This is a genomic window from Polycladomyces abyssicola (genome assembly GCF_018326425.1).
Taxonomy (GTDB): Bacteria; Bacillota; Bacilli; order Thermoactinomycetales; family JIR-001; genus Polycladomyces; species Polycladomyces abyssicola.
Map to the genome: position 1 here is coordinate 1751136 of NZ_AP024601.1, position 23722 is coordinate 1774857.

At 53.5% G+C, this 23722-nt stretch carries 21 protein-coding genes; all 21 read right to left on the reverse strand.

Annotation, left to right across the window (positions count from 1 at the left end; genetic code table 11):
* Positions 1-7 precede the first annotated feature (7 nt).
* On the reverse strand, positions 8-2632 hold the full coding sequence (mutS, locus tag KI215_RS08785; RefSeq protein WP_212772385.1) for a DNA mismatch repair protein MutS: 2625 nt from the start codon (positions 2630-2632) through the stop codon (positions 8-10).
* 127 nt (positions 2633-2759) lie between these two features.
* Positions 2760-4163, reverse strand: a complete 1404-nt coding sequence (locus tag KI215_RS08790) for a putative amidoligase domain-containing protein (protein WP_212772386.1) — start codon at positions 4161-4163, stop codon at positions 2760-2762.
* Between the two features lie 143 nt (positions 4164-4306).
* Positions 4307-4882 (reverse strand): outer spore coat protein CotE, encoded by a 576-nt coding sequence (gene cotE / locus KI215_RS08795; RefSeq protein ID WP_212772387.1) that lies wholly within the window; start codon positions 4880-4882, stop codon positions 4307-4309.
* A 102-nt stretch (positions 4883-4984) separates the two neighbouring features.
* On the reverse strand, positions 4985-5416 hold the full coding sequence (locus KI215_RS08800; protein WP_212772388.1) for a YlbF/YmcA family competence regulator: 432 nt from the start codon (positions 5414-5416) through the stop codon (positions 4985-4987).
* Position 5417: 1 nt separating this feature from the next.
* Entirely contained in the window at positions 5418-6896 is a 1479-nt protein-coding gene (gene miaB, locus KI215_RS08805; protein WP_212772389.1) for a tRNA (N6-isopentenyl adenosine(37)-C2)-methylthiotransferase MiaB, read from the reverse strand.
* A 282-nt stretch (positions 6897-7178) separates the two neighbouring features.
* Positions 7179-8039, reverse strand: a complete 861-nt coding sequence (locus tag KI215_RS08810; protein WP_246512296.1) for a diacylglycerol/lipid kinase family protein — start codon at positions 8037-8039, stop codon at positions 7179-7181.
* Positions 8040-8056: 17 nt separating this feature from the next.
* On the reverse strand, positions 8057-8866 hold the full coding sequence (locus KI215_RS08815) for an SDR family NAD(P)-dependent oxidoreductase (RefSeq protein ID WP_212772391.1): 810 nt from the start codon (positions 8864-8866) through the stop codon (positions 8057-8059).
* A 13-nt stretch (positions 8867-8879) separates the two neighbouring features.
* A complete protein-coding gene (locus KI215_RS08820; RefSeq protein WP_212772392.1) occupies positions 8880-9968 on the reverse strand; it encodes a class II aldolase/adducin family protein in 1089 nt (362 codons plus the stop codon).
* Between the two features lie 154 nt (positions 9969-10122).
* Positions 10123-11298 (reverse strand): glycine C-acetyltransferase, encoded by a 1176-nt coding sequence (locus KI215_RS08825; protein WP_212772393.1) that lies wholly within the window; start codon positions 11296-11298, stop codon positions 10123-10125.
* A gap of 42 nt (positions 11299-11340) precedes the next feature.
* Positions 11341-12381, reverse strand: coding sequence for an L-threonine 3-dehydrogenase (gene tdh, locus KI215_RS08830; protein WP_212772394.1), 1041 nt, complete (start codon positions 12379-12381; stop codon positions 11341-11343).
* A gap of 110 nt (positions 12382-12491) precedes the next feature.
* Entirely contained in the window at positions 12492-13232 is a 741-nt protein-coding gene (locus tag KI215_RS08835) for an MBL fold metallo-hydrolase (RefSeq protein WP_212772395.1), read from the reverse strand.
* A gap of 165 nt (positions 13233-13397) precedes the next feature.
* Positions 13398-14264, reverse strand: a complete 867-nt coding sequence (locus tag KI215_RS08840; protein ID WP_212772396.1) for a 2-oxoacid:ferredoxin oxidoreductase subunit beta — start codon at positions 14262-14264, stop codon at positions 13398-13400.
* The gene (locus KI215_RS08845; protein WP_212772397.1) at positions 14251-16011 is read right to left on the reverse strand and encodes a 2-oxoacid:acceptor oxidoreductase subunit alpha; all 1761 of its coding nucleotides are present in this window, start codon (positions 16009-16011) and stop codon (positions 14251-14253) included. Before KI215_RS08845 ends, KI215_RS08840 begins: the two co-directional genes overlap by 14 nt.
* Before the next feature lie 244 nt (positions 16012-16255).
* Complete coding sequence (locus tag KI215_RS08850) at positions 16256-17203, reverse strand: dipeptidase (protein ID WP_212772398.1); 948 nt, start codon at positions 17201-17203, stop codon at positions 16256-16258.
* A gap of 75 nt (positions 17204-17278) precedes the next feature.
* Entirely contained in the window at positions 17279-17539 is a 261-nt protein-coding gene (gene spoVS, locus KI215_RS08855) for a stage V sporulation protein S (protein WP_205494502.1), read from the reverse strand.
* 118 nt (positions 17540-17657) lie between these two features.
* Positions 17658-18455, reverse strand: a complete 798-nt coding sequence (locus tag KI215_RS08860) for a TIGR00282 family metallophosphoesterase (protein WP_212772399.1) — start codon at positions 18453-18455, stop codon at positions 17658-17660.
* A 48-nt stretch (positions 18456-18503) separates the two neighbouring features.
* Positions 18504-20054 (reverse strand): ribonuclease Y, encoded by a 1551-nt coding sequence (gene rny, locus KI215_RS08865; RefSeq protein WP_212772400.1) that lies wholly within the window; start codon positions 20052-20054, stop codon positions 18504-18506.
* A 300-nt stretch (positions 20055-20354) separates the two neighbouring features.
* Positions 20355-21032, reverse strand: a complete 678-nt coding sequence (locus KI215_RS08870; protein WP_212772401.1) for an ATP-binding protein — start codon at positions 21030-21032, stop codon at positions 20355-20357.
* Complete coding sequence (locus KI215_RS08875; protein WP_212772402.1) at positions 21029-21280, reverse strand: hypothetical protein; 252 nt, start codon at positions 21278-21280, stop codon at positions 21029-21031. Before KI215_RS08875 ends, KI215_RS08870 begins: the two co-directional genes overlap by 4 nt.
* On the reverse strand, positions 21246-22733 hold the full coding sequence (locus tag KI215_RS08880) for an AAA family ATPase (RefSeq protein ID WP_212772403.1): 1488 nt from the start codon (positions 22731-22733) through the stop codon (positions 21246-21248). Before KI215_RS08880 ends, KI215_RS08875 begins: the two co-directional genes overlap by 35 nt.
* Positions 22730-23722 (reverse strand): metallophosphoesterase family protein, encoded by a 993-nt coding sequence (locus tag KI215_RS08885; protein ID WP_212772404.1) that lies wholly within the window; start codon positions 23720-23722, stop codon positions 22730-22732. Before KI215_RS08885 ends, KI215_RS08880 begins: the two co-directional genes overlap by 4 nt.

Genomic DNA, 23722 nt, shown 5'->3' on the forward strand with positions numbered 1-23722 from the left:
GCCCTCCCTAAACCCGACTGGATTTCAGTCGTTGTTGCAGACGGTGAATCAACTGCATCGCATCCAAGGGGGTGGAGCCCATCAGATCCCACTCGGCAAGCTCCTTCAGCACTTCCCGCTCCGTTTCTCCCAAGGCCGGTTCGGGGGCCTTTTCCGTTTGCGCCTCCGGTTCGGGCACCGCAGGAAACAACTCTAACTGCTGAACCGCGGCGGCTGTTTCCGCCTGTCCTTCCAGCTCGTCCAAAATCACTTTGGCCCGTTGGATCACTTCCTTCGGTAATCCGGCCAACTCAGCCACCTGGATCCCGTAACTGCGGTCAGCACGTCCCGGTTCGATCCGGTGGAGGAAGACCACTTTTCCGTCCTTTTCCACGCATCGGGCGTGCACATTCACCACCCGGGGAAGCGTTTCCTCCAACCGGGTCAACTCATGATAGTGCGTGGAGAACAGGGTTTTTGCCCCCACATGATCATGAATGTATTCCACGATCGCATGTGCAAGGGACATGCCGTCATATGTAGAGGTACCGCGTCCCACTTCGTCCAGCAGGATCAAACTTTGTTTTGTCGCCTGGGTCAGCGCCTGACACGTCTCCGCCATCTCCACCATAAACGTGCTCCTGCCCCCGACCAGATCGTCCGCTGCACCAATCCGCGTGAAGATCCGGTCTACGATGGGGATTTCCGCCCGCTTCGCAGGAACGAAACTGCCGATTTGCGCCATCACCGTGATCAGGGCCACCTGGCGCATATAGGTGCTCTTTCCGGCCATGTTGGGACCGGTGATCAGCAAGATCTGCCGGTCTTCCGGATTCATCTCCGTATCGTTGGCCACGAACGGCTCTTCCCGGTTGGCCGCTTCCACCACCGGGTGCCGCCCCGCTTCGATCCGCAAGCGGCCGTCTGTACGGATGACCGGACGGACATACCGATAACGGTCAGCCACGGCGGCAAGTGACTGCAACGCATCCAACCGCGCCACTTGTTCGGCGAGCGTTTGCAGCCGCGGAATTTGCCGGGCCACCTGTTCGCGGACCTCGGTGAACAGCTGGTACTCCAGTTCGACCGATTTTTCTTCCGCTTCCAGGATTAGCTGTTCCTTTTCCTTCAGCTCCGGCGTGATGAACCGCTCGGCGTTGGCCAAGGTCTGCTTCCGTACATATCGACCTTCCGGCAAATGGCGGAGATTGGCCTTGGTCACCTCGATATAGTAACCAAATACCTTGTTGTAACCCACTTTGAGCGACTTGATGCCCGTCGCTTCCCGCTCGCGACGCTCCAACTGGGTGATCCAATTCTTCCCTTCCCTTTGCGCCGTCCGCAACCGATCCAAATAGGGATGGTAACCTTCCCGGATCAAGCCGCCCTCTTTGACCGAAACCGGGGGATCATCCTCAATCGCCTTGGCGATCAGCTCCGCCACATCGGGGCACACATCCATGTGTTCCCCCATCATCCGAAGCGGTGGGCAATCCATCCGAGCCAACACCTGCTGCAGTGCGGGAAGCGCCTCCAGTGAACGGCGAAGCGCTTGTAAATCCCGGGCATTGGCCGAACCGTACGCGATCCGGGCGGCTAACCGCTCCAGATCATACACTTCCTTCAATCGTTCCCGGACTTCCTCCAACAACAACAGATCGTCCAGAAACGCTTGTACCGCATCCTGCCGTTCCTCGATCGCCTCTTTGTTCACCAAAGGCTTGTCCAACCATTGGCGCAACATCCGACTCCCCATCGCGGTCGCCGTCTGGTCCAACAACCAGAGCAACGATCCTTGACGCCGACCGTCTTTCAACGTAGCGGTCAGCTCCAGATTGCGCCGGGCCGCTTCGTCCAGAATCATGAACTGACGGGCATCATATCGTCGAACCCGATTGAGGTGGCGCAGTGATCGTTTCTGCGTATCCTGTAGATAGCGAAGCAGCATGCCGCCCGCCCGGACCAGGAGCGCTGTTGTGAAGACCTCTTTTGCTGAAGGAAATTGTTGGGCTAATGCCGCCTCCAGTTCACCAGTGGCTCCCAGTTTCTCCTCACTCATCGGGGTGAACAAACATCCCAGCCGCATGCTAAGCCGCTTTTGAAAATGACGGTTCCCCGCCAATGCGGGGTCGAGCAGCACTTCCTTGGGGCGGTACGCGCTGGTTTCATCCATCAACCGGTCCAGCGTCCCTTCCAGCTGGGTCACGTACCATTCGCCGGTCGAAAGATCCCCGGCCGCCAACGCATGCGCACGGCCGTCGGTAGCGAGTGCCACCAAAAAGTTGTTTTCTTTGTCGGCCAGCATTTTTTCCTCAATGACAGTGCCCGGCGTGATCACTCGAACCACTTCGCGCTTGACCACGCCTTTGGCCGCTTTGGGGTCTTCCACCTGTTCACAGATAGCGACTTTGTATCCTTTTTCGATCAAACGCTCGATATACGCCTCAGCGGAATGATACGGTACACCGCACATCGGCACCCGTTCTTTCCCGCCGTCGCGTGAGGTCAGCGTAATTTCCAGCTCCTCGGCTGCTTTTATCGCATCCTCAAAAAACATCTCGTAAAAATCGCCCAAACGGAAAAATAAAAAGGCATCCGGATACTCTGCCTTAATCGATAAGTACTGTTCCATCATCGGCGTATATTTGGCCAAAACAGGACACCCTCCGAACCGTAAAAGTCGTTTGTTTCGTACGGTCTATTGTAACACTCCCCAACGGACCGAACAACCGTGCCTGTTTCGTCCTGATCAAAAACGTCGGATAACCGGAAACACCTCATCACCTGGCGGTCTTCCGGGGGCCCCGGTAGGGAGGGATGTTCCAAACCTTGCGAATGTCTTTTTGTTCATCCCATGTTTTTCCAGACATCAGATACTCGTAAAATGGATCCAAAAACTTCGCATAACCAGGGTATTCACTTAATCCGCGCAAATCCTCCCACAATGTTTTCACCAGCGGTTGGATGTCGGTTTTGATACCTTGATAATACGCCCGTTGCACGGACAATCTTTTGAGCGGTTCTGACTGCAGATAGGGATAGCGGGAAGCAATCAGTTGCGCAGCCGCAATCACCCCTTTGGTCACGGTGGGTGAAATCAGCCAACTGGGCAATGTCCGGTATTCGAAACCACCGTGGAATTGATGACGAAAATCTCCCAGATAACCATATTTCGGCCGTCTTTTGACACCATTGGGGTCCTCCACCAACACCAACGGCAACGCCAAATAGTTGTCCAACGCTCTGAGCAGTTTGAAATTGAGCACAATGCCGCTGAAATGGATATGACCGCCCAACGGATAACCGGCACACGGCAATCCACCGGCCAACCACACGACATTGGCCGTCTTCACTTTTTTGGCAGCCGTAATCAACCCCTGGTAAATCCGCACCACCAGTGTGCGCGGCTCGGGTGTGGGTTGTGGACGAATCTCCACCAACGGTTTATTGGCACGATTCTGCCCGTGCCAGATCTCATCGCATCCCACCTTGCCGAAACGGGGGAAATATTGAGACGCCAACGCCAGTTGCCCACTGGCATGTTTCATGATAAACTCGGGGTCTGCTCCCAACATGACGGATTCGGGCTTGACCGCGGTTTCTCCTAATTTTTGGACGTATCTGTAAATCTCGTGAACAAACACATCCTCCATTTGGGTATTTAACCTCGGATCGGGAATCACGTCCACCACAACCAATTTTCTGCCCGGCAGCGTCCCCACTTTGACGACACCGTAATCCAATCCCAGCGCATACAAGGAACGCACAGCCAATTGCTGAACCTTCTTGACTTCCCGATTTTTTTCTCCCAAGGGCACGCGTTCGTATGTAACGCGTTGGGGATTTTTTTCCTGCGCCAACCAGACCGAGCTGCCTTTGGATCGATACATCAACGGTGTTTCCGTTTGAAAGACGACCACTATATATTGCCTGAGCAGCCGCATACGGGCAGTGGCGAAGGAGATACCGTGTAACTTCAAAACCCCTGTTTTGATTTCCCTTTTGCGGATGCGTTCCACTACATTCTCGTCATTCAGTACCAACATCGATTCGGAAAACGCAATCGGTTCATTCGAAAGTTCAAATCGAATCGATGGGGAAAGAACCCGTTCTGCGGAAATCGCTTCACTCCGAATCCACTGCTTATCATCACATTGTCTACATGGAAGAGTGAGGGAACTCATCGCCTTTCCCCTTTCGCTTTTTCCAACTTCGCATACACTGATATGGTATGAAGCACCTGGGTGACAGGTCAGTGGAAAAAAACAAAAAAGGGGCAAAAGCCCCCTCAACAACAAAGAGGGGGACTTTCCCCCTCCGGATCGGTTCAATCCAGATCGTCGATGACCAAATCGGGATCCAAATCGTCAAAGTCCTGCACATCCGCTTCCAGCGAGGATGGTCCATACTCCTTGTCTTCCAGGTCTTCATAATCGTGGGGATAGCAGGCGACGCAAATTTTGGTCTCCCCCGTCACTTCTACGAGAAACTCCCGTTCCACCCGTACCAAGACGGAATCTTCGCTGGAAGCGATCGTTGCCTCGATGCAATTGGGAGATTGCGTGGCAACCGCATTCACGCTGATCGTATCTTCCCGCAGATTACGGTCGTAGAAGTTAAGCGGCACCTGATCGACATACCGAACCGTCTCCTTGGCCACATCCGTTTTGGTATTGCCTTTGGTGGCATACCAGATGTTAATGTCGTAGTTTCCCATGACCTCGACAACCTCACCCACACGGTGCGCTTCATATGAATGATTGATAATCCAAGCACCCAAAATGTTGGAGATATTGTCCGGCGGGCGGATGGCGTGCGTTGCCTGGGAGAACTTACGACCCCTGCCGCAGATAGCTTTGGTGATGATTTGGCGATATTGCACGTCTCTATCTGTTTTTGCCATGTTGCTCCCTCCTCCAAACAATCGTTCAGTACCATGTGTATGCAGGGCAGAAGTCTAGGGTGCAAAAAAAAGCCCACGGAAAAATCCGTGGGGAATCGCCGTTCAATTGCCTTTACATCCGCATGGGCCTCCGCTACCACAACCACTCCGGGAAACATCTCCGCCCACTTCCACGTCGATTTTACGAGAGACCGCATCGGCCAACACTTGCTGAATGGTTTGCAGGAGATCATTCACTTCCACTTGGCTCTGTTGATATTCCCGGACAATCGGCAAATTTTCCATCTCTTCCTGCAAGGCTTTCAATTCCTGTTCAAGACGGCGGACATATTCTGTTTTTTGATAGTGCTTGGCATGAACCAACTCTTTTTGTTTTCTTTTGATCTCCGCAATTAATCCATTGACACGGGCGCTGTTTTGGATTTGTTTCTCCGCTTGTCGAAACCGGCTGATTTCTTCAGTCTGCTGCAAGCGGCGCCCCAGCTGGGCCGCCGTTTGCAAAATGGGATGGACATTGTTCAATATGCGATCCATGTCACATCCCCACCTGAGAATAGGCTTCTTCCACCCATACTCCTTTCAGCGTGTGCGTTTTCGGCTCATCGATCCGAACATGGGCAAATCGGCCGATCAGGTGTTTCGGACCGGTGAAGTTGACCAACTTGTTGGTCCGTGTCCGTCCCGACAGCACATTGGGATCTTTTTTACTTTCTCCTTCGACCAGCACCTCAACCACTTGGCCGCGGAGTGCTTCGTTTTTCCTGCGGCTGATCTCGTCCTGCAACTGGTTGAGCCGCATCAGGCGCTCTTTCTTCACTTCCATCGGCACATCATCTTTCATCTTGGCCGCCGGGGTTCCTTCCCGGGGAGAGTAGATGAACGTAAACGCCGAATCGAATTCCACTTCACGCACCAGTGACAGCGTTTCTTCGAACTGTTCGTCCGTTTCGCCCGGGAAACCGACGATAATGTCAGTCGTCAACGACACATTCGGAATGGCCGCCTTGATTTTGCGAACCAACTCCAGATATTGTTCCCGTGTGTATTTCCGCGCCATCATCTTGAGGATCTCACTGCTGCCTGACTGCACCGGCAGATGAATGTGCTCCACCAGGTTGCCGCCTTTGGCCAGCACCTCAATCAGGTGATCATCAAAATCACGCGGATGGCTGGTCGTGAAACGAACGCGCGGAATGCCGATCTTGCGCACGTCGTCCATCAGGTGGGCGAACGTGTAATGACGATCTTTGAAATCCTTCCCGTACGCGTTGACATTTTGCCCCAGCAGGGTGACTTCCTGATATCCTTTCCGCGCCAGTTCCCGAATCTCGGCCAATACGTCCTCCGGCCGACGGCTGCGTTCCTTTCCGCGCGTGTAAGGTACGATACAATACGTACAGAACTTGTCGCAACCGTACATGATATTGACCCAAGCCTTGAGACCGTCTTCGCGCACCTTGGGCAGGTTTTCGACGATGTCCCCTTCTTTGGACCAAACTTCCACCACCATCTCCTTGCTGAAGAGCGATTCTTTCAACAAGAAGGGCAGGCGGTGAATATTGTGCGTCCCGAAGATCAGGTCCACATAGGGATGCTGGCGCAAAATGCGGTTGACGACACCTTCTTCCTGGGACATGCATCCGCACATGCCCAATACCAGGTCGGGATTTTCCATCTTCAGCGGTTTCAGCCGGCCGATCTCGCCGAAGACTTTGTCCTCCGCATTTTCGCGGATGGCACAGGTATTGAGCAAAATGACGGAAGCCTGTTCTTCCGACTCCGTGGGACGATATCCCATCATTTCCAGGATACCCGCGATCGTCTCGCTGTCATGCACGTTCATTTGACAGCCGTAAGTGCGAATCAGATAATATTTTCCTTCGCCGATACGGCGCATATCTTCCGGTATCTCACCAAACTGAAGCACTTCCACGTCCTGCTTGCCGCGTTTCTTCGCCGCCTTCAGATCCGGCGGAACGAAGTAACGCTCCCAATCCTTCACTTTTTGGGTCATGATTTATTCAACACCTTTCTACAGGTGGAAATGACATACCTTTGCAATTTATTAATTATACCCGAACCGGCAAACCCCTGCAATGCAGGGAGAAATGTGGCAAAAGAAAAACGCCCTGAAGGGGCGGAAGATCGTTGACTTACTCGTCGAATAACGGCCACATTCTTAGTGTAGCGGCTATTAATTCCGTCGAGTGCGGAGTGGGAGGAAGCCAGCAACGAAAAACTGGACAATCGCAAATGGGGATGAATACCGTCACAAACGTGAAGCCGTCGAACGCGCCTACAGTACTTGCAACGACCGCGGCAACACAGTTACCGTAATCGGGGTTTGGCCGATGACCTCACCGTCTGCGTGAACCAGGAGCGGTGTTTCAGAGGATACCGTGAACTGCCTGGCGCGTTGAATCTCAATAAACGGATGATCCACATGGGTTCCCCGATATACTGAGGGGAACAGACGCAAAAAGTTGCGACGAGAGATATCCCTTACGCAACAGATGTCCAACTGACCGTCGTCATCTTTCGCACCCGGACAAATCTGCATTCCTCCCGCATAGTTGGGAATATGGGTCGCCGCAATCAACCATACCCGATCCAGATCGTACAAAATGCCGTCCATCGTGACTTGTACATTTACAGGATGAAATCGCGACCATTCTCTCAACACACCGCCCGCATAGACAAACTTTCCGAGGCGTTTCCAGCGCGATTCATTTACGCGTTTGGCCACCGCGGCATCAAAACCGATCCCCATGAAACCGATCATGAAACGCTCCCCGATCCGCGCCGTGTCCACCGCACGGCTCTTACCGCGCAATACGCGATCCCACGCTTTCAGTGGATCGAGGGGAATGCGATGGGCGACGGCAAAGTCATTTCCCGAACCGGCCGGAAGATAGCCGAGCGGGACATTCGTACCTACCAATGCGTTGCCCACCTCGTGAACCGTTCCGTCGCCGCCGATGGCCACCACCGCTTTTACTTGAGGAGAATCCACCGCTTGACGGGACAGCTCGGTCGCGTGACCACGCCCGGTGGTAAAGTATACTCGATACGGGAGCCCCGCCTGCTTCAGCAACGGGCGTACACGTTCCCATACTTTCCTTCCTTTCCCGTTGCCCGAGACGGGGTTGACGATCATGATGTACACGTCAGGATTCACTCCTTCCCGGTGAGGGGGGAGACGGCGGATGCGGACTTTTGTCTCAGAAGCGTATTGTACAAGTGCCCCGTCACGCGTACGGCCATCCGAGGGAACCAGCGACGCAGACGGATGGCCATGCCCAGCGTCCAGGGGATTACTTTGATTCCGGGACGATCAATCAACCGAAGCGCATGCTCGGCCACCACGGATGGCGGCAACGTCCGGCGGGCAATCGGGGACGGAAAATACCGGAACGGAGACACGCCTCGGAAAAACGGCGTATCCACCGGTCCCGGACAAAGTACACCCACTTGAATCCGCGGCGCAAATTCCATTTGAAGCGATTCCGAAAAACCGAGCAGTGCAAACTTGGAGGCACAATATCCTGCCAGATTGGGAGCACCCGTCAAGCCTGCGATGGAAGCGATGTTGACGATACGACCTGACCCCCTTTGCAACATGTGCGGCAGGAAAGCCAAGCTCATATGAACCGCTCCCAGATAGTTGGCCTCCATCATACCGGCGTACTCTTCGATGGGTACCTCCAAAGCACCACCGAAGCGCCCGTAACCCGCGTTGTTGATCAAGACGTCTAATCGGCCGTAACGATTGATGACATCCTCGACGAGTTGCTCTACGTGATGCCGCTTCGTCACATCGCAAACCATCGCTTCCCCGCCCGGCACCTCCTGTGCCAACGTTTGCAATGACGCTTCATTTCTGCCCACCAACAGGGGTCGATCACCCCGTGCCGCCAATCGGTGGACGATCTCTCGTCCGATGCCGCCGGTGGCGCCCGTGACCAACACGATTCGCCCGTTCATGCTCATCTCCTCCTCACGACATCGGCACCTGTGGAATGATCTTACCGTCGATCCGTTCGAAAATGTCTTCCAAATCCCTTCCTGTGATCGTTAACCCGTGATTCTTCAGACCCACTACCGCCCGGGAAGGATCATCTGCACGACGGATGTGTTCCGCCACCGCCTCGGCCAGCTCCAGCGTTCCACAGGGATAGTTGATTTCGGTAGAGGGAACACCGTCCATCCATGCATGAATGTGCACGATCGCTCCGACTTGAGGATGTTCCGTATAAATCATCCAATGTTCGATCGCATCAACGGATGCCCGACGCGGTTTCACATGAGGCGGCACGCTAATTTCCATGGCCTGGTTTTTGTCATCATACCCTTTGATGAGCAGGATATCTTCTCCCACTCTCTCCAGATTCGCCTTATTGACCCCACTGGCGCTCATCCAGAAGCGGTTTTGATCCTTCCGCGCGCTGAGGTTGCCGTAGCTGAGACCGCCGATGCCGTACAAACGCTTGATGTGCCGCAGCTCACGAGGAGACACCAGTTCTTCGAGCGGAAACGGTGTGGGAAGCAGGTTCATGCCGTCCAACCATTTTCCGGCCCGATTGATCCCTTTCGTCAGCTGGTCACCCTGCCACAACGCTTCCGGCAAATCCGGATCAAACCGGTTGTCAATTACCAACTTGGCCGTCGCCAGCGGCCGCAATCGTTCAAACACGCGTTGGTAAAATCGTTCTTCGTTATCTTCCGCTCTTACGAGATAACATCCTTGTTCCAACGTGATGAAATACGTTTGTGGTATTACACTGGAGGCATCCAAGTAAATCATCATGTTGCCCAGTGAGCGGACCAATATCGGGTAGCCTGCTTTGAGAATGTCGGATGCCGGTTGGTCGTTCTCCACCACCGTCACCACGAAGGTGCCCTTTCCTTCCCGGTGAAAATGACGCGGCTGGAGCGGGTCAACGAAGTTGAACACCAATTGCACATCCGACCGTGGTTCTACAATATATGCATAGCCATTAGCTGTCATCACGCGGCGAAGTCCATCCGCAAACCGTTCCAATGAGGGGGTTTTTCGCCAATCTCCCACCATGCAAAATGCCTTCATGTTCTCACACCTCTATATGGTATTTTCTGTTATCGTTTCCAACCAGGGGTATTTTCATGAGTTCAAAAACAAAAGCGCCTTCCGTGAATCAATCGGAAGGCGCTAAAGTGCTTGACAACTCAGGATGCAGGCAAATCGGACCCACGGGTGGCCGTTAGATAATCCCCAGTTTTTTGCCCGCTTTTTCAAATGCATGCAACGCTTGTTCCAGATCTTCTTTGGTATGTTGTGCGGTCACGATCGTCCGAACACGTGCCTCACCTTTGGGGACAGTCGGATAGGCAATGCCTTGAGCATATACGCCCTCTTCGAATAACGCGTCAGACAACGCCATCGCTTTCGCCCCTTCACCGACGATGACCGGTGTGATCGGTGTCTTGCTCTTGCCAGTGTTAAATCCGAGCGATTCCAACCCTTGTTTGAAGAAACGGGTGTTGTCCCACAGTCTGTCGATCAATTCCGGTTCTTCCAGCAGGACATCCAACGCTGCCTGACATGCCGCGGTGACAGCCGGCGGGTGGGAGGTGCTGAACAGGAACGGGCGTGCCCGGTGAATGAGGTAGTCGCGCAATACTTTCGGACCGGCCACATAACCGCCCAACACCCCGATCGCTTTGGACAGCGTTCCCACTTGAATATGAACCCGTCCGTGCAGACCGAAATGATCCACCGTGCCGCGACCGTTTTTACCCAACACACCGCTGGCGTGTGCATCGTCCACCATGACCAGCGCATCATACTTTTCGGCCAGCTCAACGATGTCCGGGAGCGGTGCGATATCGCCATCCATGCTGAATACCCCGTCGGTAACAATCAGCCGTTTACGGGCCGATTGCGTTTCCTTCAGCGCCGCTTCCAGATCATCCAAGTCAGCGTGACGATAAATCCTACGCTGCGCCTTGGTCAGACGAATGCCGTCGATGATGCTGGCATGGTTGAGCGCATCACTGATGACCACGTCTTCTTCGGTCAGGATGGACGAAATCACCCCGACGTTGGCCGTGAAGCCGGATTGGAACACCAATGCCGCTTCCGTGTGTTTGAATTCAGCCAGTCGCTTCTCAAAGTCTTCGTGCATGGAAAATGTGCCGGCGATGGTCCGAACCGAACCGGTCCCCGCACCAAAGCGTTCCACTCCTTCGAGTGCCGCCTGTTTCAAACGGGGGTGCGTGGTCAGACCGAGATAGTTGTTGGAAGAGAGCTGAATCACTTCTTTTCCGCGGATGATCACCCTGGAACCCTGATCCGATTCCAGCTCCGTCAGCGGACGAAATACCCCTTCTTCCTTCCATTTCGCAATTTCCTGCTCCAGGTGTTCAAACCCTTTCACGAAGTCTCCTCCTCGAATTGATGATCTTCATGACCCCTGAGCTTAAGGCAACAAAATCACTTTGCCGGATTTGCCGCTCATCATCAGTTCAAATGCTTGTTCGAATTCTTCCAGCGGGAACTTGTGGGTAATCAACGGCTCCAGGATCACTTGTTCGGACTCGAGCAATCCTGCCGTTTGCTCCCATGTTTCAAACATTTTCCGGCCGGTAATGCCATGGACCTGAATCCCTTTGAACACGATATCGTTGGTGATGTCCAATTCCACCGGTCGCGTCGGGAGACCCAACATCGAGATCCGGCCGCCCATGGTCAACATTTTGAGTCCCTGTTGAATGGCGACGGGATGACCCGACATTTCCAATACGACGTCCACTCCTTGATCCCCTGTCAGCGACAACACTTTTTTGACAGGGTCTTCATTTTGTGAATGTACAATGTGGGTCGCTCCCATTTGCACAGCCATATCCAAACGGTATTCGTTCACGTCCAGTGCCAGCACTTTGGCCGCTCCACTCGCCCGGGCCACCGAAACGGCCATCAAACCGATCGGACCGCAACCGATTACCGCCACCGTCTTACCGGCAATCGGCCCAGAAAGCACGGTGTGTACGGCGTTGCCCATCGGCTCCATCAATGTGGCCACTTCAAACGGCAGGCTTTTGCTGTTTTTCCACAAGTTTTTTGCCGGCATCACCACATATTCTGCAAAGCAACCCTGCCGGTCCACACCGATAATCTGTGTGTTTTGGCAGACGTGATATTCACCCCGCCGACACTGCGGACATTCGTAACACACGATATGGGTTTCCGCCGATACGTGATCCCCTACCTGAAAGGAAGTCACCTGATCACCGACGGCCACCACTTCTCCCGAAAACTCGTGACCGAATACATACGGCGGTTTCACTCGGCTTTTGGCCCAATCGTCGTAAACATAGATATGAACATCGGTTCCGCAAAGGCTCGTCGCTTTGACGCGGATCAGTACCTCATCGGGACCGTAATCCGGAATGGGCACCTCCCGCAACTCCGCGCCGAATCCGGCATGATGTTTCACCAAGGCGCGCATTGTTCCGCCCACAATGGACACTCCTTCCCCGTCCTGAAATAACTGTGATATCATGATTTCACAACGATTATACCACCATTACACAAAACTCGGGAAGGGAAAATGTCCATTTAAGGCGGACATTATCCCAACCGAATAGAAAGGCCGATCCCAGCTACGTACAGTGTACCCGAAAAATGCGGCCGCGCTTCATGCTCCACCTCCGCCGAGGTGTACTCCGGAAACAAATGCGTCAAGAGTAACCTTTTGGCGCCGATTTGTTCGGCCGCCACCGCTGCTTGCTCCGCCGAAAGGTGTCCGGTCGGATGTGAAGGGGCATTTCGTTTCAAATAGGTTGCTTCGCACACAAACAGATCGGGAGACCGTACCATCCGTCTCCAATCCGTTCGCGGGCCGGCATCCGCACCGTACAGAATCCGACTTCTCCCGTTGTCGGTCAACACTGCATAACAGGGAATGGGATGATCCGTCGGATGAAACGACAAATGCAAACTCCCCACAAACGTTTCCCGATGTTCCTCGATGGGACGCCAATCGATTGCATCATGATACGTCAGGAGCCGGGCCCATTTTTCCGGGGCTGCCGGTGCATACACGGTGAGCGGCCTCGTGCGGTGCCCCATTTGCCTCGCCAATCGGACCGCATACTGAAGCACGAAAAAGTCGGCGATGTGGTCATGATGCAAATGAGACAACACGACCGCATCCAGTTCATACGGACGGCAATACCGATCCAGCTGGGACAATACACCGCTTCCGCAATCGATTAAAATGCGCCTGTCCTCTGATTCCAGCAAGTATCCAGGTGTTGCTCCCCCTGCTCCCGGATAGGGAGATTGGTAACCTAATACCGTCCACCGCACACTCTCACATCCTTTTTTGAACGTGGGGAAGTCTTGAAGAAAAGGTTCCCACAATACTCGCATTTTCAGACGCGCTCAAGCACATCTTTTCACCGATCTTTGCATGATACTCATGATTGCCGAAAAAAGCCGCTTTCCCAATGGAAAGCGGCTTAAATCAGGTTCTTAAGCGAACTCAGCGACCAACTTGTCGAATTGCTCCTGAGTGATTTTCAGATCTTGCTTGCACAACGCTGTTTCACGGAAGCCCGGAATCAGATCCTCATACGATTTACGCTCCTTGTTCTGATAAATGATCCCGGTTACCAGTCCGTTGTGCTCCATCAGCTTTTGCATGGCTGCCTGCCGGTCCGACGGATCGTATGATTCATCTTTATCCAAGTTCACCAGATGTTCTTTGAACCAGTCGTAGGTGTTCACCTTGTTGTAAGTGACGCACGGGCTGTAAACGTTGATGAGGGAGAAGCCTTTGTGCTTGATCCCTTCTTCGATGATGTGCGTCAACTGTTTCAGGTCGCTGGACACCGCCTGCGCCACAAAGCCGGCTCCTGCGGTGAGAGCCATTTCCATCGGTGCGAGCGGTGCTTCAATCGAGCCTTTCGGCGTGCTCTTCGTTTTGAAGCCCATCTCACTTCGCGGAGATGTTTGGCCTTTGGTCAAACCGTACACTTGGTTATCCATCACAATGTATGTGATATCGACATTGCGCCGGATGGCGTGAATGGTATGCCCCATCCCGATCGCGAATCCATCCCCGTCACCGCCGGCAGCCACCACTGTCAGCTCACGGTTGGCCAGTTTGAGCCCTTGCGCGATCGGCAAGGCACGTCCGTGAATGCCATGGAAACCGTAAGCGTTAACATATCCCGAAATCCGTCCGGAACAACCGATTCCAGACACGATGGCCACGTCTTCCGGTTCCAGCCCCAAATTGGCAAATGCACGCTGCATGGCAGCCAACACGGAGAAGTCTCCGCAACCCGGGCACCAGTTCGGCTTCACTTTGTTGCGGAAGTCTTTAAATGTGGCCATGGACCATCAGCTCCTTGCATTGATTGTAAATTTCCGAGGGCAGGAACGGATTGCCGTCGTATTTGCCGAAATGGATGATTTTCTCGGCCATGCCGACGTACAGTTTCAACAGCGAAGCCAGTTGTCCGGTCGCGTTGTTTTCCACCACGACGATTTTTTTCGCCCGCTCCATATACGGCCGGACAATATCGGACGGGAACGGCAGTACTTGGCGAATATGAACGTGGTTCACCTTGATGCCGTCTTCTTCAAGCCGCTCCATCGCCTCATGGATGGTGCCGCGGGTGGAGCACAAACCGACAAGCAACAGATCCGGTTCCTCATGCGGCGCGTCGGCAATGATCGGATTTTCGAACTCGATACCGTTTGCCAGCTTTTTGAGCCGTTTTTCCATCATTTTCTTGCGGTTGACTGGGTTTTCCGACGGACGACCCGTTTCGTCGTGTTCCACACCGGTCACGTGATGCAAACCATGTTTTGTACCCGGCAGCACCCGCGGAGAAACGCCGCTTTCTGTGAATTGATAGCGCTTGAACAACTGCGAGTCTTCCAGAGCGGGTAATTCCGCATCCAACGGCAACAGTTGTCCACGGTCGATTTGAATTCGGTTGTAATCCAGCGGTTCCACGGTTTGCTTCCCGAGCGCGAGAGCCAAGTCGGCCAAGATGATGACCGGGCATTGATATTTTTCCGCCAGGTTGAATGCCTGAATCGTATCATAGAAGCATTCTTCCGCCGTGCTCGGTGCAATCACGATTTTCGGGATTTCCCCGTGCGTGCTGTAGAGCATTGCCAAAATGTCACTTTGCTCCTGTTTGGTCGGCAACCCGGTGCTGGGACCCCCGCGTTGCGTGTTCACAATCACGGCAGGGGTTTCGGTCATACCCGCCAAACCGATCGCTTCAGTCATAAGGGACAAGCCTGGGCCTGCAGAAGCCGTCATCGCACGCACGCCGCCGTAATTCGCACCGATCACCATGGAAATGGCAGCGATTTCATCTTCGGTTTGCACAACCGTCCCGCCGAATTCCGGCAGTTTTTTGATAAGATATTCCATGATTTCAGACGATGGAGTAATCGGATAAGCCGCCATGATCCGGCAACCGGCAGCAATGGCGCCCAACGCGATCGCATCGTTGCCGATCATGTATAAACGTTTTTTACCGTCCGATTTTTCCAATTGCAGTTCCGGCAGAGGCCCTCCCGTCTGCTCTATGATAAATCGGGCTCCCCGTTCGATCGCGTCCATGTTTTTATCCACGACCGTCTGGCCTTTTCGGGAAAACCTCTCTTCGATGACACTTTTGAACGCGTTCACCGGCAATCCCAGAAGCGCACTGGAAGCACCCACGGCCACCATGTTTTTCATCTGGGCTAAGCCCACTTCTTCTGCGATTTTAGTAAACGGAACAGTAAACAGCCGCGCAGTTACCCCTTCCGGGATTTGCGGATTAAACTTGGCGTCTGCTAAAATCACGCCGCCTTCATGCAACTCGTACGCGTTCAGATCAATCGTTTCCTGATCAAAAGCGACCAAAATATCCAGCTCGTCGGAAATGGCGCGGATCGGGCGGATACTGATACGAATCTTGGTATTGGAGTGCCCTCCCTTGATCCGAGAAGAAAAGTGACGATATCCGTACAGGTAATAGCCCAACCGATTCAACGCGGTGGCAAATATCTCACCTGTACTGTCAATCCCTTCTCCTTGTTGTCCGCCCACCTTCCACGAAAGCTGCTTGACCATGAACTCATCTCCTTTAGATGCCCTGCGACTATCTGAAAAACAAAAAATGGTGAAAGATACCGTACCTTTGTCCTTGTGTAAATTGAAAGGACGGTAACGGTTCATCACTAATCAATTCTATTCCCTTGTATAATAAAAAGCAACTGCTCATCCGACGAATTCCCCTCTTATCCGACGTTTTTTGGGTGGATTTACCCTCTTATGCATCTCGTCAGATGATTTTCTGGCAATTATTCATAACCACTCATTTTCTCAGGTATGTCCGATAAAATGTCAGCCAATTTTCACCGGTCCACTTTCGCACCCATTCCTTTGGATACCTTGTCATTAGTTTTTCCGCAAAATGGGCAAAGTCATCAGCATGGGCCAAATCAGGAATTTTCTCCTCTGTCCCGTCAAAGTCAGATCCGAAGGCGATCGACCCTGCTCCGCCCAAATGACAGATATGATCAATATGCCGGAACAAATGATCCCATCGTGCCTCCTTCTCCTGAAGGTGAACGAATTTGGGTACGAATGTGATGCCGATCAAACCACCACGCTCGATCAATGCCCGAATTTGATCATCTCCCAAATTACGCGGATGCGGACAAACGGCATAGCAATTGGAATGGGACGCGACTACGGGTACATCCGTGTACTCCATCACGTCCCAAAATCCTCTGACCGATAAATGGGATACATCTACAATCATTCCCAATCGGGCCATTTCTTTCATCAACTGTTGACCGAACCGGGTTAACCCCCCTCCGCGTGGCTCTTCGATCCCATCTGCCGCTTCGTTGGCATGGTTCCAGGTCAAACCCACCTGCCGAACACCCAAACGATACAGCGTACGCAGATAGGTAAGCTCTCCCTGCAGGGCATCCACTCCTTCCAACAATAAAAATGCCCCCAGTTTTCCTTCCCGAAGTTGATCCAAATGGGAACTTTCCGTGATGACAAATGTACGAGCGCTGTCGTCCACGATGCGCTCATAGAACAGATCCACCTGCCGGAGAGCCACATCCCACGCGTGATGACGTGGCACCTCTTTTGGTACCCAAATGGCGAACACTTGCATCAACAGGCGCGAGCGCTGAGCGGAACAGAATGTGACATCCAAAGAAGAATCGGGGGCGTAAAAGGAAAGATTGCCCCCGGATTTCCACATTTTATATAACACATCGCAATGCCCATCGATCCAAAACATGGTAATTCCCCTCTTCAAAAGAAAAACCTGTCTATACGAGATAAACAGGTTTCTTTCACTTATGTGGATCCCGTGTCAACGGGGTTCTACGATCAACTTAATCGCTGTTCGCTCTTCCCCATCGATGATAATGTCCGTAAATGCGGGAATGCAGATCAGATCGATTCCGCTCGGTGCCACAAACCCTCGTGCAATTGCTACCGCTTTCACAGCTTGATTGAGTGCACCGGCACCAATCGCCTGAATTTCGGCCGCCCCGCGTTCACGCAGGACCCCCGCAAGTGCACCAGCGACAGAGTTCGGACTGGACTTTGCTGAAACTTTTAATACTTCCATGTTCGGTACCTCCTCGATGGTTTGAGTGAGTCCATTGCTATATATATTCGCCAGTTCTAAAGAAATTCCTCCTAGCCCAAATAAAGATTCAAAAAATTGAAAACCTAAATTTGGTTGCTTATCCATCTAGCAAAGGTTGGTCATCATCGATGCGGACACGCCGGATTTTGCGCGCTTTTCCGTTGGTGCGGTCCAGATCGATGACGACGGCATTCACCTGCATCCCGCCTGTTTTTTCCACTTCCAGTCGCACGGGCAATTGCGTAAGGAACTTTTTCAACACCAAGTCACGGGACATGCCCAGAACTCCGTCATACGCCCCAGTCATGCCCACATCGCTCAAATAGGCTGTTCCTCCTGGCAGAATGCGTTCATCCGCCGTCTGCACATGTGTGTGCGTACCGATCACCGCCGACACCCGCCCATCTAGATACCATCCCATCGCTTGTTTCTCCGAGGTGGTTTCTGCGTGGAAATCGACGACAATATGCGTTTTCCCGCTAAGATTGGCGAGCAGTGCGTCGGCGGTACGGAATGGACATTCCACAGGAGGCATGAAAGTCCGGCCCATCAAGTTGATGACGGTCAGCGATTCTTTGCCGACGGGAATGACGGTATACCCTTGACCCGGTGTACCTTCCGGATAATTTGCCGGACGAACCAATCTCGGTTCCTCGTCGATGAAATCGAAAATCTCCCTTCGATCCCAGGCGTGATTGCCCAACGTGATGCAATCGACCCCTTGTTTCAACAGCGAACGGACAATCTCGCGGGTGATGCCCCGTCCTCCCGCCGCGTTTTCGCCGTTGGCCACGGTCACATCCGGTTTGTACGCCCGCTTCAACCGGTTCAGATGGGTTTGAATCGCTGTTCTTCCCAATGAGCCAACAATGTCGCCGATCATCAACACACGCATGTTCCTGCCTCCGTATAGAAAAAAAGAAAGCGGCAAAAAATGCCACTTTTATTTTGCATACTCCACGGCCCGTGTTTCCCGAATCACCGTTACTTTTATATGTCCCGGATAATCCAACCGGTTTTCGATCTCTTTGGTTATTTGACGGGCCAACACAACCGCCTCCGCATCCGATACCTCTTCCGGTCGAACGATGATGCGCACTTCCCGTCCAGCTTGAATCGCATACGATTTTTCCACCCCATCAAACGAATCGCAGATTTCCTCCAGCTTCTCCAACCGTTTGATGTAGGCTTCAAGCGTCTCGCGTCGGGCACCGGGACGTGCTGCAGACAAAGCATCCGCCGCTCCGACCAACACCGCAATCACGCTGGTCGCCTCGACGTCGCCGTGATGGGAAGCGATGCCGTTGATCACTGCGGGGTGTTCATTATACTTTTTAGCCAATTCGATCCCTATTTCGACATGCGATCCTTCCACTTCGTGATCGATCGCCTTCCCGATATCGTGTAACAGTCCCGCCCGTTTGGCGAGGACGACGTCTTCTCCCAATTCAGCGGCCAAAAGGCCTGCCAAATGAGCCACTTCCATTGAATGTTTCAGCACATTTTGGCCATAGCTGGTCCGAAACTTCAACCGACCCAGTATTTTGATCAAATCCGGGTGCAACCCGTGAACGCCCGTTTCAAAAGTCGCTTGCTCACCGTATTCCCGAATGCGCTCATCCACTTCACGTCGGGCTTTTTCTACCATTTCCTCAATGCGGGCCGGATGAATCCGGCCGTCGGCGACCAGTTTCTCCAGTGCCACTCTCGCCACTTCGCGCCGAATCGGATCGAACCCGGACAATATAACCGCTTCAGGAGTATCGTCAATGATCAGATCGATCCCCGTCAACGTTTCCAAGGTACGGATGTTACGGCCTTCACGTCCGATAATCCGGCCCTTCATTTCGTCATTGGGCAGTGTGACCACCGAGACGGTCGACTCGGCCACGTGATCAGCGGCACAACGCTGGATCGCCAGTGAAATGATGTTACGTGCCCGCTTTTCCGCCTCTTCTTTTGCCTGCTGTTCCATCTCTTTGATCATTTGGGCGGTTTCGTGACGCATCTCGTTTTCCACGCGCTGGAAGATGATTTGCTTCGCTTCCTCGGTGGTCAAACCGGAAATGCGCTCCAATTCTTGGAGTTGTTTTTGGTAGAGCGTTTCGGTTTCCCGATGGCGTTCCTCGATTTCCTGCTCTTTCTTACCGATAGCTTCCTCGCGCTTTTCCAGCGCTTCCTGTTTGCGATCGAGCGTCTCTTCCTTCTGCATGAGACGCCGCTCGAAACGTTGCAGTTCATTCCGCTGTTCGCGAATTTCGCGTTCCGCTTCCGTTCGCATCCGGTGGACTTCATCTCGCGCTTCCACCAGTTTTTCGCGTTTGATTGCTTCTGCCTCTTTGCGAGCTGTTTCGAGTATATGATCGGCCTCTTTTTCCGCGCTGCCAATTCGGGCTTCGGCCGTTGATTTGCGTAGCCAGTAACCAATCCCGGTACCGATCAACAACGCAAAAAGGAACAGCAACAACAAGCCTGCCACGTCTAGGTCGAGCATCTTTCGCAATCCACCTCCTTCTGTTCCCGCCTACAAAACAAGACCGATGGACTTCGGTCTTCCAGCGACATTCGTTCGGCTCAGCAAGAGGTCAAACGGATTGCGCGGCGTCTGTGACGCCTGTTTCGGTTTCGACTCAACCGGGCGGATCGGATTCCAGCTAAAAGCCACATTCCATCATTTTCTTTTCAGAGAAAAGCCGTTACATCTTTGTTGCTGTTTAGATTGAGAAAATCCTCTCATTCGGGAGAAAATCGAAGAAAGGATTTAAAAAACAAAGATGCATATCAATTGTATTATTTAGCCTGTACCATTGTCAAGGCGGGAAATGGGAATTACTTCCGTTTTTCCGGATTGGAGGCGGACATGGAAGGCTTGGTCTGCTCCTTCAATTAAATGGGGATTATGCGTGACCAAAATGATCTGCCGATCAAACATTTCACCTGCAGACTTCAAAAACTCCACCATCGGCATCACATATTCGGCACTTACATGCTTGCCGGGTTCATCCAGAATCAGCGGTCCATCCAATCGCGGCCTGAACGTTTCAATCATGGCTACGCGCAATGCCAGGGAAGTGATGTCCACCACGCCGCCGCCACGGGCGTCTTGAGGTTTGGTGCGGATGGTACGGCCCTCCCATTCGGTGACAACATAAAATTCGGCAGTCGGTTTTCCTCCGTGTTCGGACAACTCGATTTCAAAGCGGAAAGCGGAACCGAACACATATTGCAACGCATTGGTGACCAGACTCTCCATCTGTTGCTTGGCCTGTTCACGTGCATATTCAGAAGAGGTTTGCAACAAAACGCGCACCTTGTCGAACAGATCCAGTTGCTTTTTCAACTCTTCCAAACGGGCATGCGCCTGTTGACGGAGCCGATCCAGCTCCTCCCGCTTGGCTTCGCGTTTCAACCACTCGGAGCGCGCGGATGCGATGGCCTCCCGCAAACACGCCAACTTCTCAGAACGAGTCATGATCCTTGAATCAGCTCCTGGGGCAGTTTCTCCCATGCTTCCTGCAAGTGGCGCTCAATCTCCTCTTCCAAACGGGCAATCTCTTCTTCCAAACGGGATGGTTCCACTCCCAGTTCCTGCAATTCCTGTAGGATTTCCTCCTCCTGCTTCTCCAGTTGCTCCAAGCGGGCTTCCGCTTTATAGCGAAGATCTTTCGCTTTTTCCAAGGCGGTTTTAATCTCTTTGATTTTCTCTTCCAACTGCTGCATGGGAAACTCCTCCTCGTACTTCGGCCAAAATGTGTTGAAGCACGGAACCGTCGACGGGGGAACCACATGTCGGACAGCGGCCAAGCTGTTGAAACAAACGCAGCATTTGCGAGGTGTTGGCTTCGATCATCTCGGCATTGGCCTTCAGGTACTTCCGCCCATCCTCCAGCCGTTTGCGGCAATCGCCGAGCCGTTGTGCAGACTGCGTCAGGGCACACCACCGCCCATACGCTTCCTCGGCGGCAGACACCGCCCGCATCGCTTCAGCCAAGGTGCGTGTCCGTTCTAATGTCCGAACCATGCGCTCGCGATCCTGGCGAAGCCGGTGCAGACGCGGCTTCAGGCGCAACATGCGATCACGAATCGCCCGTTTGGCATCCAGCTGGGAGACGACTGTGGCCACCATATCGACACCATCGGTCAACCGAAGACGTTGCTGATATCGCGCTTGTTCGTTTTTACAGGCATTGTACAACGCGTGCAATCGTCTCAAGGTGTGCAGATGAACTCGTTGGTGTTCCAAATTGTTGAGGGCTTCCGCTGCCTCCCCCAGCTTCTCGGTCATCGTGAGCGTACGGCGGCATGCCTGCTGCTCCCGTTGTCCTTTTTGATACTCCTCCAGACGGCGTCGCAACCATACCAGACGTTGACCGTCCGCCTGCAGGGAAGAGATTTTCGCCTCTGCCTCCGGCAACTGTCGCAACCGTTGGAGGATGCTTCGCTGGGTCGCGATTTGCTCCCGGCAATCCCGCCATTTTTGCAGCAGGATCCTGAGGCGGGACAGACGCTCCTCCTTTTTCACTGCCGCTTGGAAATGCGCTTCCGACTCCTCCAATTCCCGTCCCAGTCGGGGAAGGTCTTCGTACGGCTTCAAAGCTTCCGCCAGGCGGGTCGCTTCCTGCTCCACGTGTTTGATCTCGGTAGCCAGCGATTGCCGGTCCCGCATCGTATCCCGCAAGGCGATGTCCATAATGTGGGCACCGCTGATCCGTCCGATGGATTTGGCGCGTATACTGCCTGTCTCAGCCAACAAAAACGGGCTTTCCAATTGGCTGCCGAATTGGGCGGACAGTTCCCAGTCCTTGTCCAATCGGACCGGATGCATGTTGTGTGCATCCAGTACCTCTTGCGGTACACCGCTCCCGAATCCTTCAAATACCTGTTCCTGTCCGTCCGGGGTCCGGATAATGTAACGGTTGACGGAAGCGGAACGTTCCCGGGCGATTTCCGTTCCGTCGGACATCGTCAGAACGACACGGCATTTGTCCGCTCCGATCCGAATATAATCCGTCCCTCGCGGCTGATTGAACAACACCCAGCGCAACGCGCGCAAGATGGCGCTTTTGCCGCTGTCCGACGGACCGATCAGCACATTGAGCCCATCGGCAAATTGAATCTCCGTCCGTTCGTGCGACTGGAAATTTTCGATGTAGAGACGCTTCAGCCGCTTCAACGCTCCCGTCCCCCTTCCGTCCCCAACCGTTCCTGCACGATGGCGATGCGCCGCATCGCCTCATATTTGACATCCGGTTCAATTCCTTCCAACCGGGCGATTTCCTCAATGATGTCGATCGCATCGATCCCCTGAAATTCGCCGGTGGCACGTACCTGACGAACAAAGGCGGCCAATTTCTCCTCCCGGTAGGCGGCTTGTTCCAGATAGGAACGGTCCAGCACATCCGTTCCCTTTGCCGCACATTGCAAGGCGATAAGTTCCACCTGCACCGATTCGGCAAACGTGAGCAAAGCGACTTGTGGTTGCCGCCGCATCTCCGAAGGATGGTTGTTGATGCGAGCCAAGGCGCCAGGATTGACAATGTACCGTCCCTCCCGACGCTGAACAGGGAACCCGGCATGGTAATGCCCGGTAAGCAGGACATCCACCGAGTCAAACCACAGATGATCCAATAATGTATGCGGCACGCCTTCGGGCAGGTGGCGATCCACCGCCATGCCGTGTACCATATGTACGCAAAAATCGGCACCCGTTACGTTGCTCACCGCATAATCCAATCCAGGATCCCGTTTGTCCAACTCGTGGTGAAACGGTTGACCGCTGAGCTGGACGGTCACGCCGCCTCTTTCCAACTTGACCGTTTCCCCCGGTCGAAGCAGGCGGATGACACCGAATGCATCCAACAGCCCAAGCATCGATCGATCGACCGTATCCGGGTTATGCCCGTAAATGTCGTGATTACCAGCGATCGTATACAGCGGCACCTTCAATCGACGCAACAGGGAGGCAAATTCACGAACGACCGCCGGGGATAGATCGGGACGATCAAAAAAGTCGCCGCCGTGTAAGACCGCATCCACTTGGCGGTCATGCGCCAGCTGGATCACCTCTTCCAGCTTGCGACGCATGGCTGTCGGAAAGTCGTCCGTGCGGCTGCGGGGTGACGTTCCCCTGATATGCGTGTCGGTCAAATACAACAGCCGCAT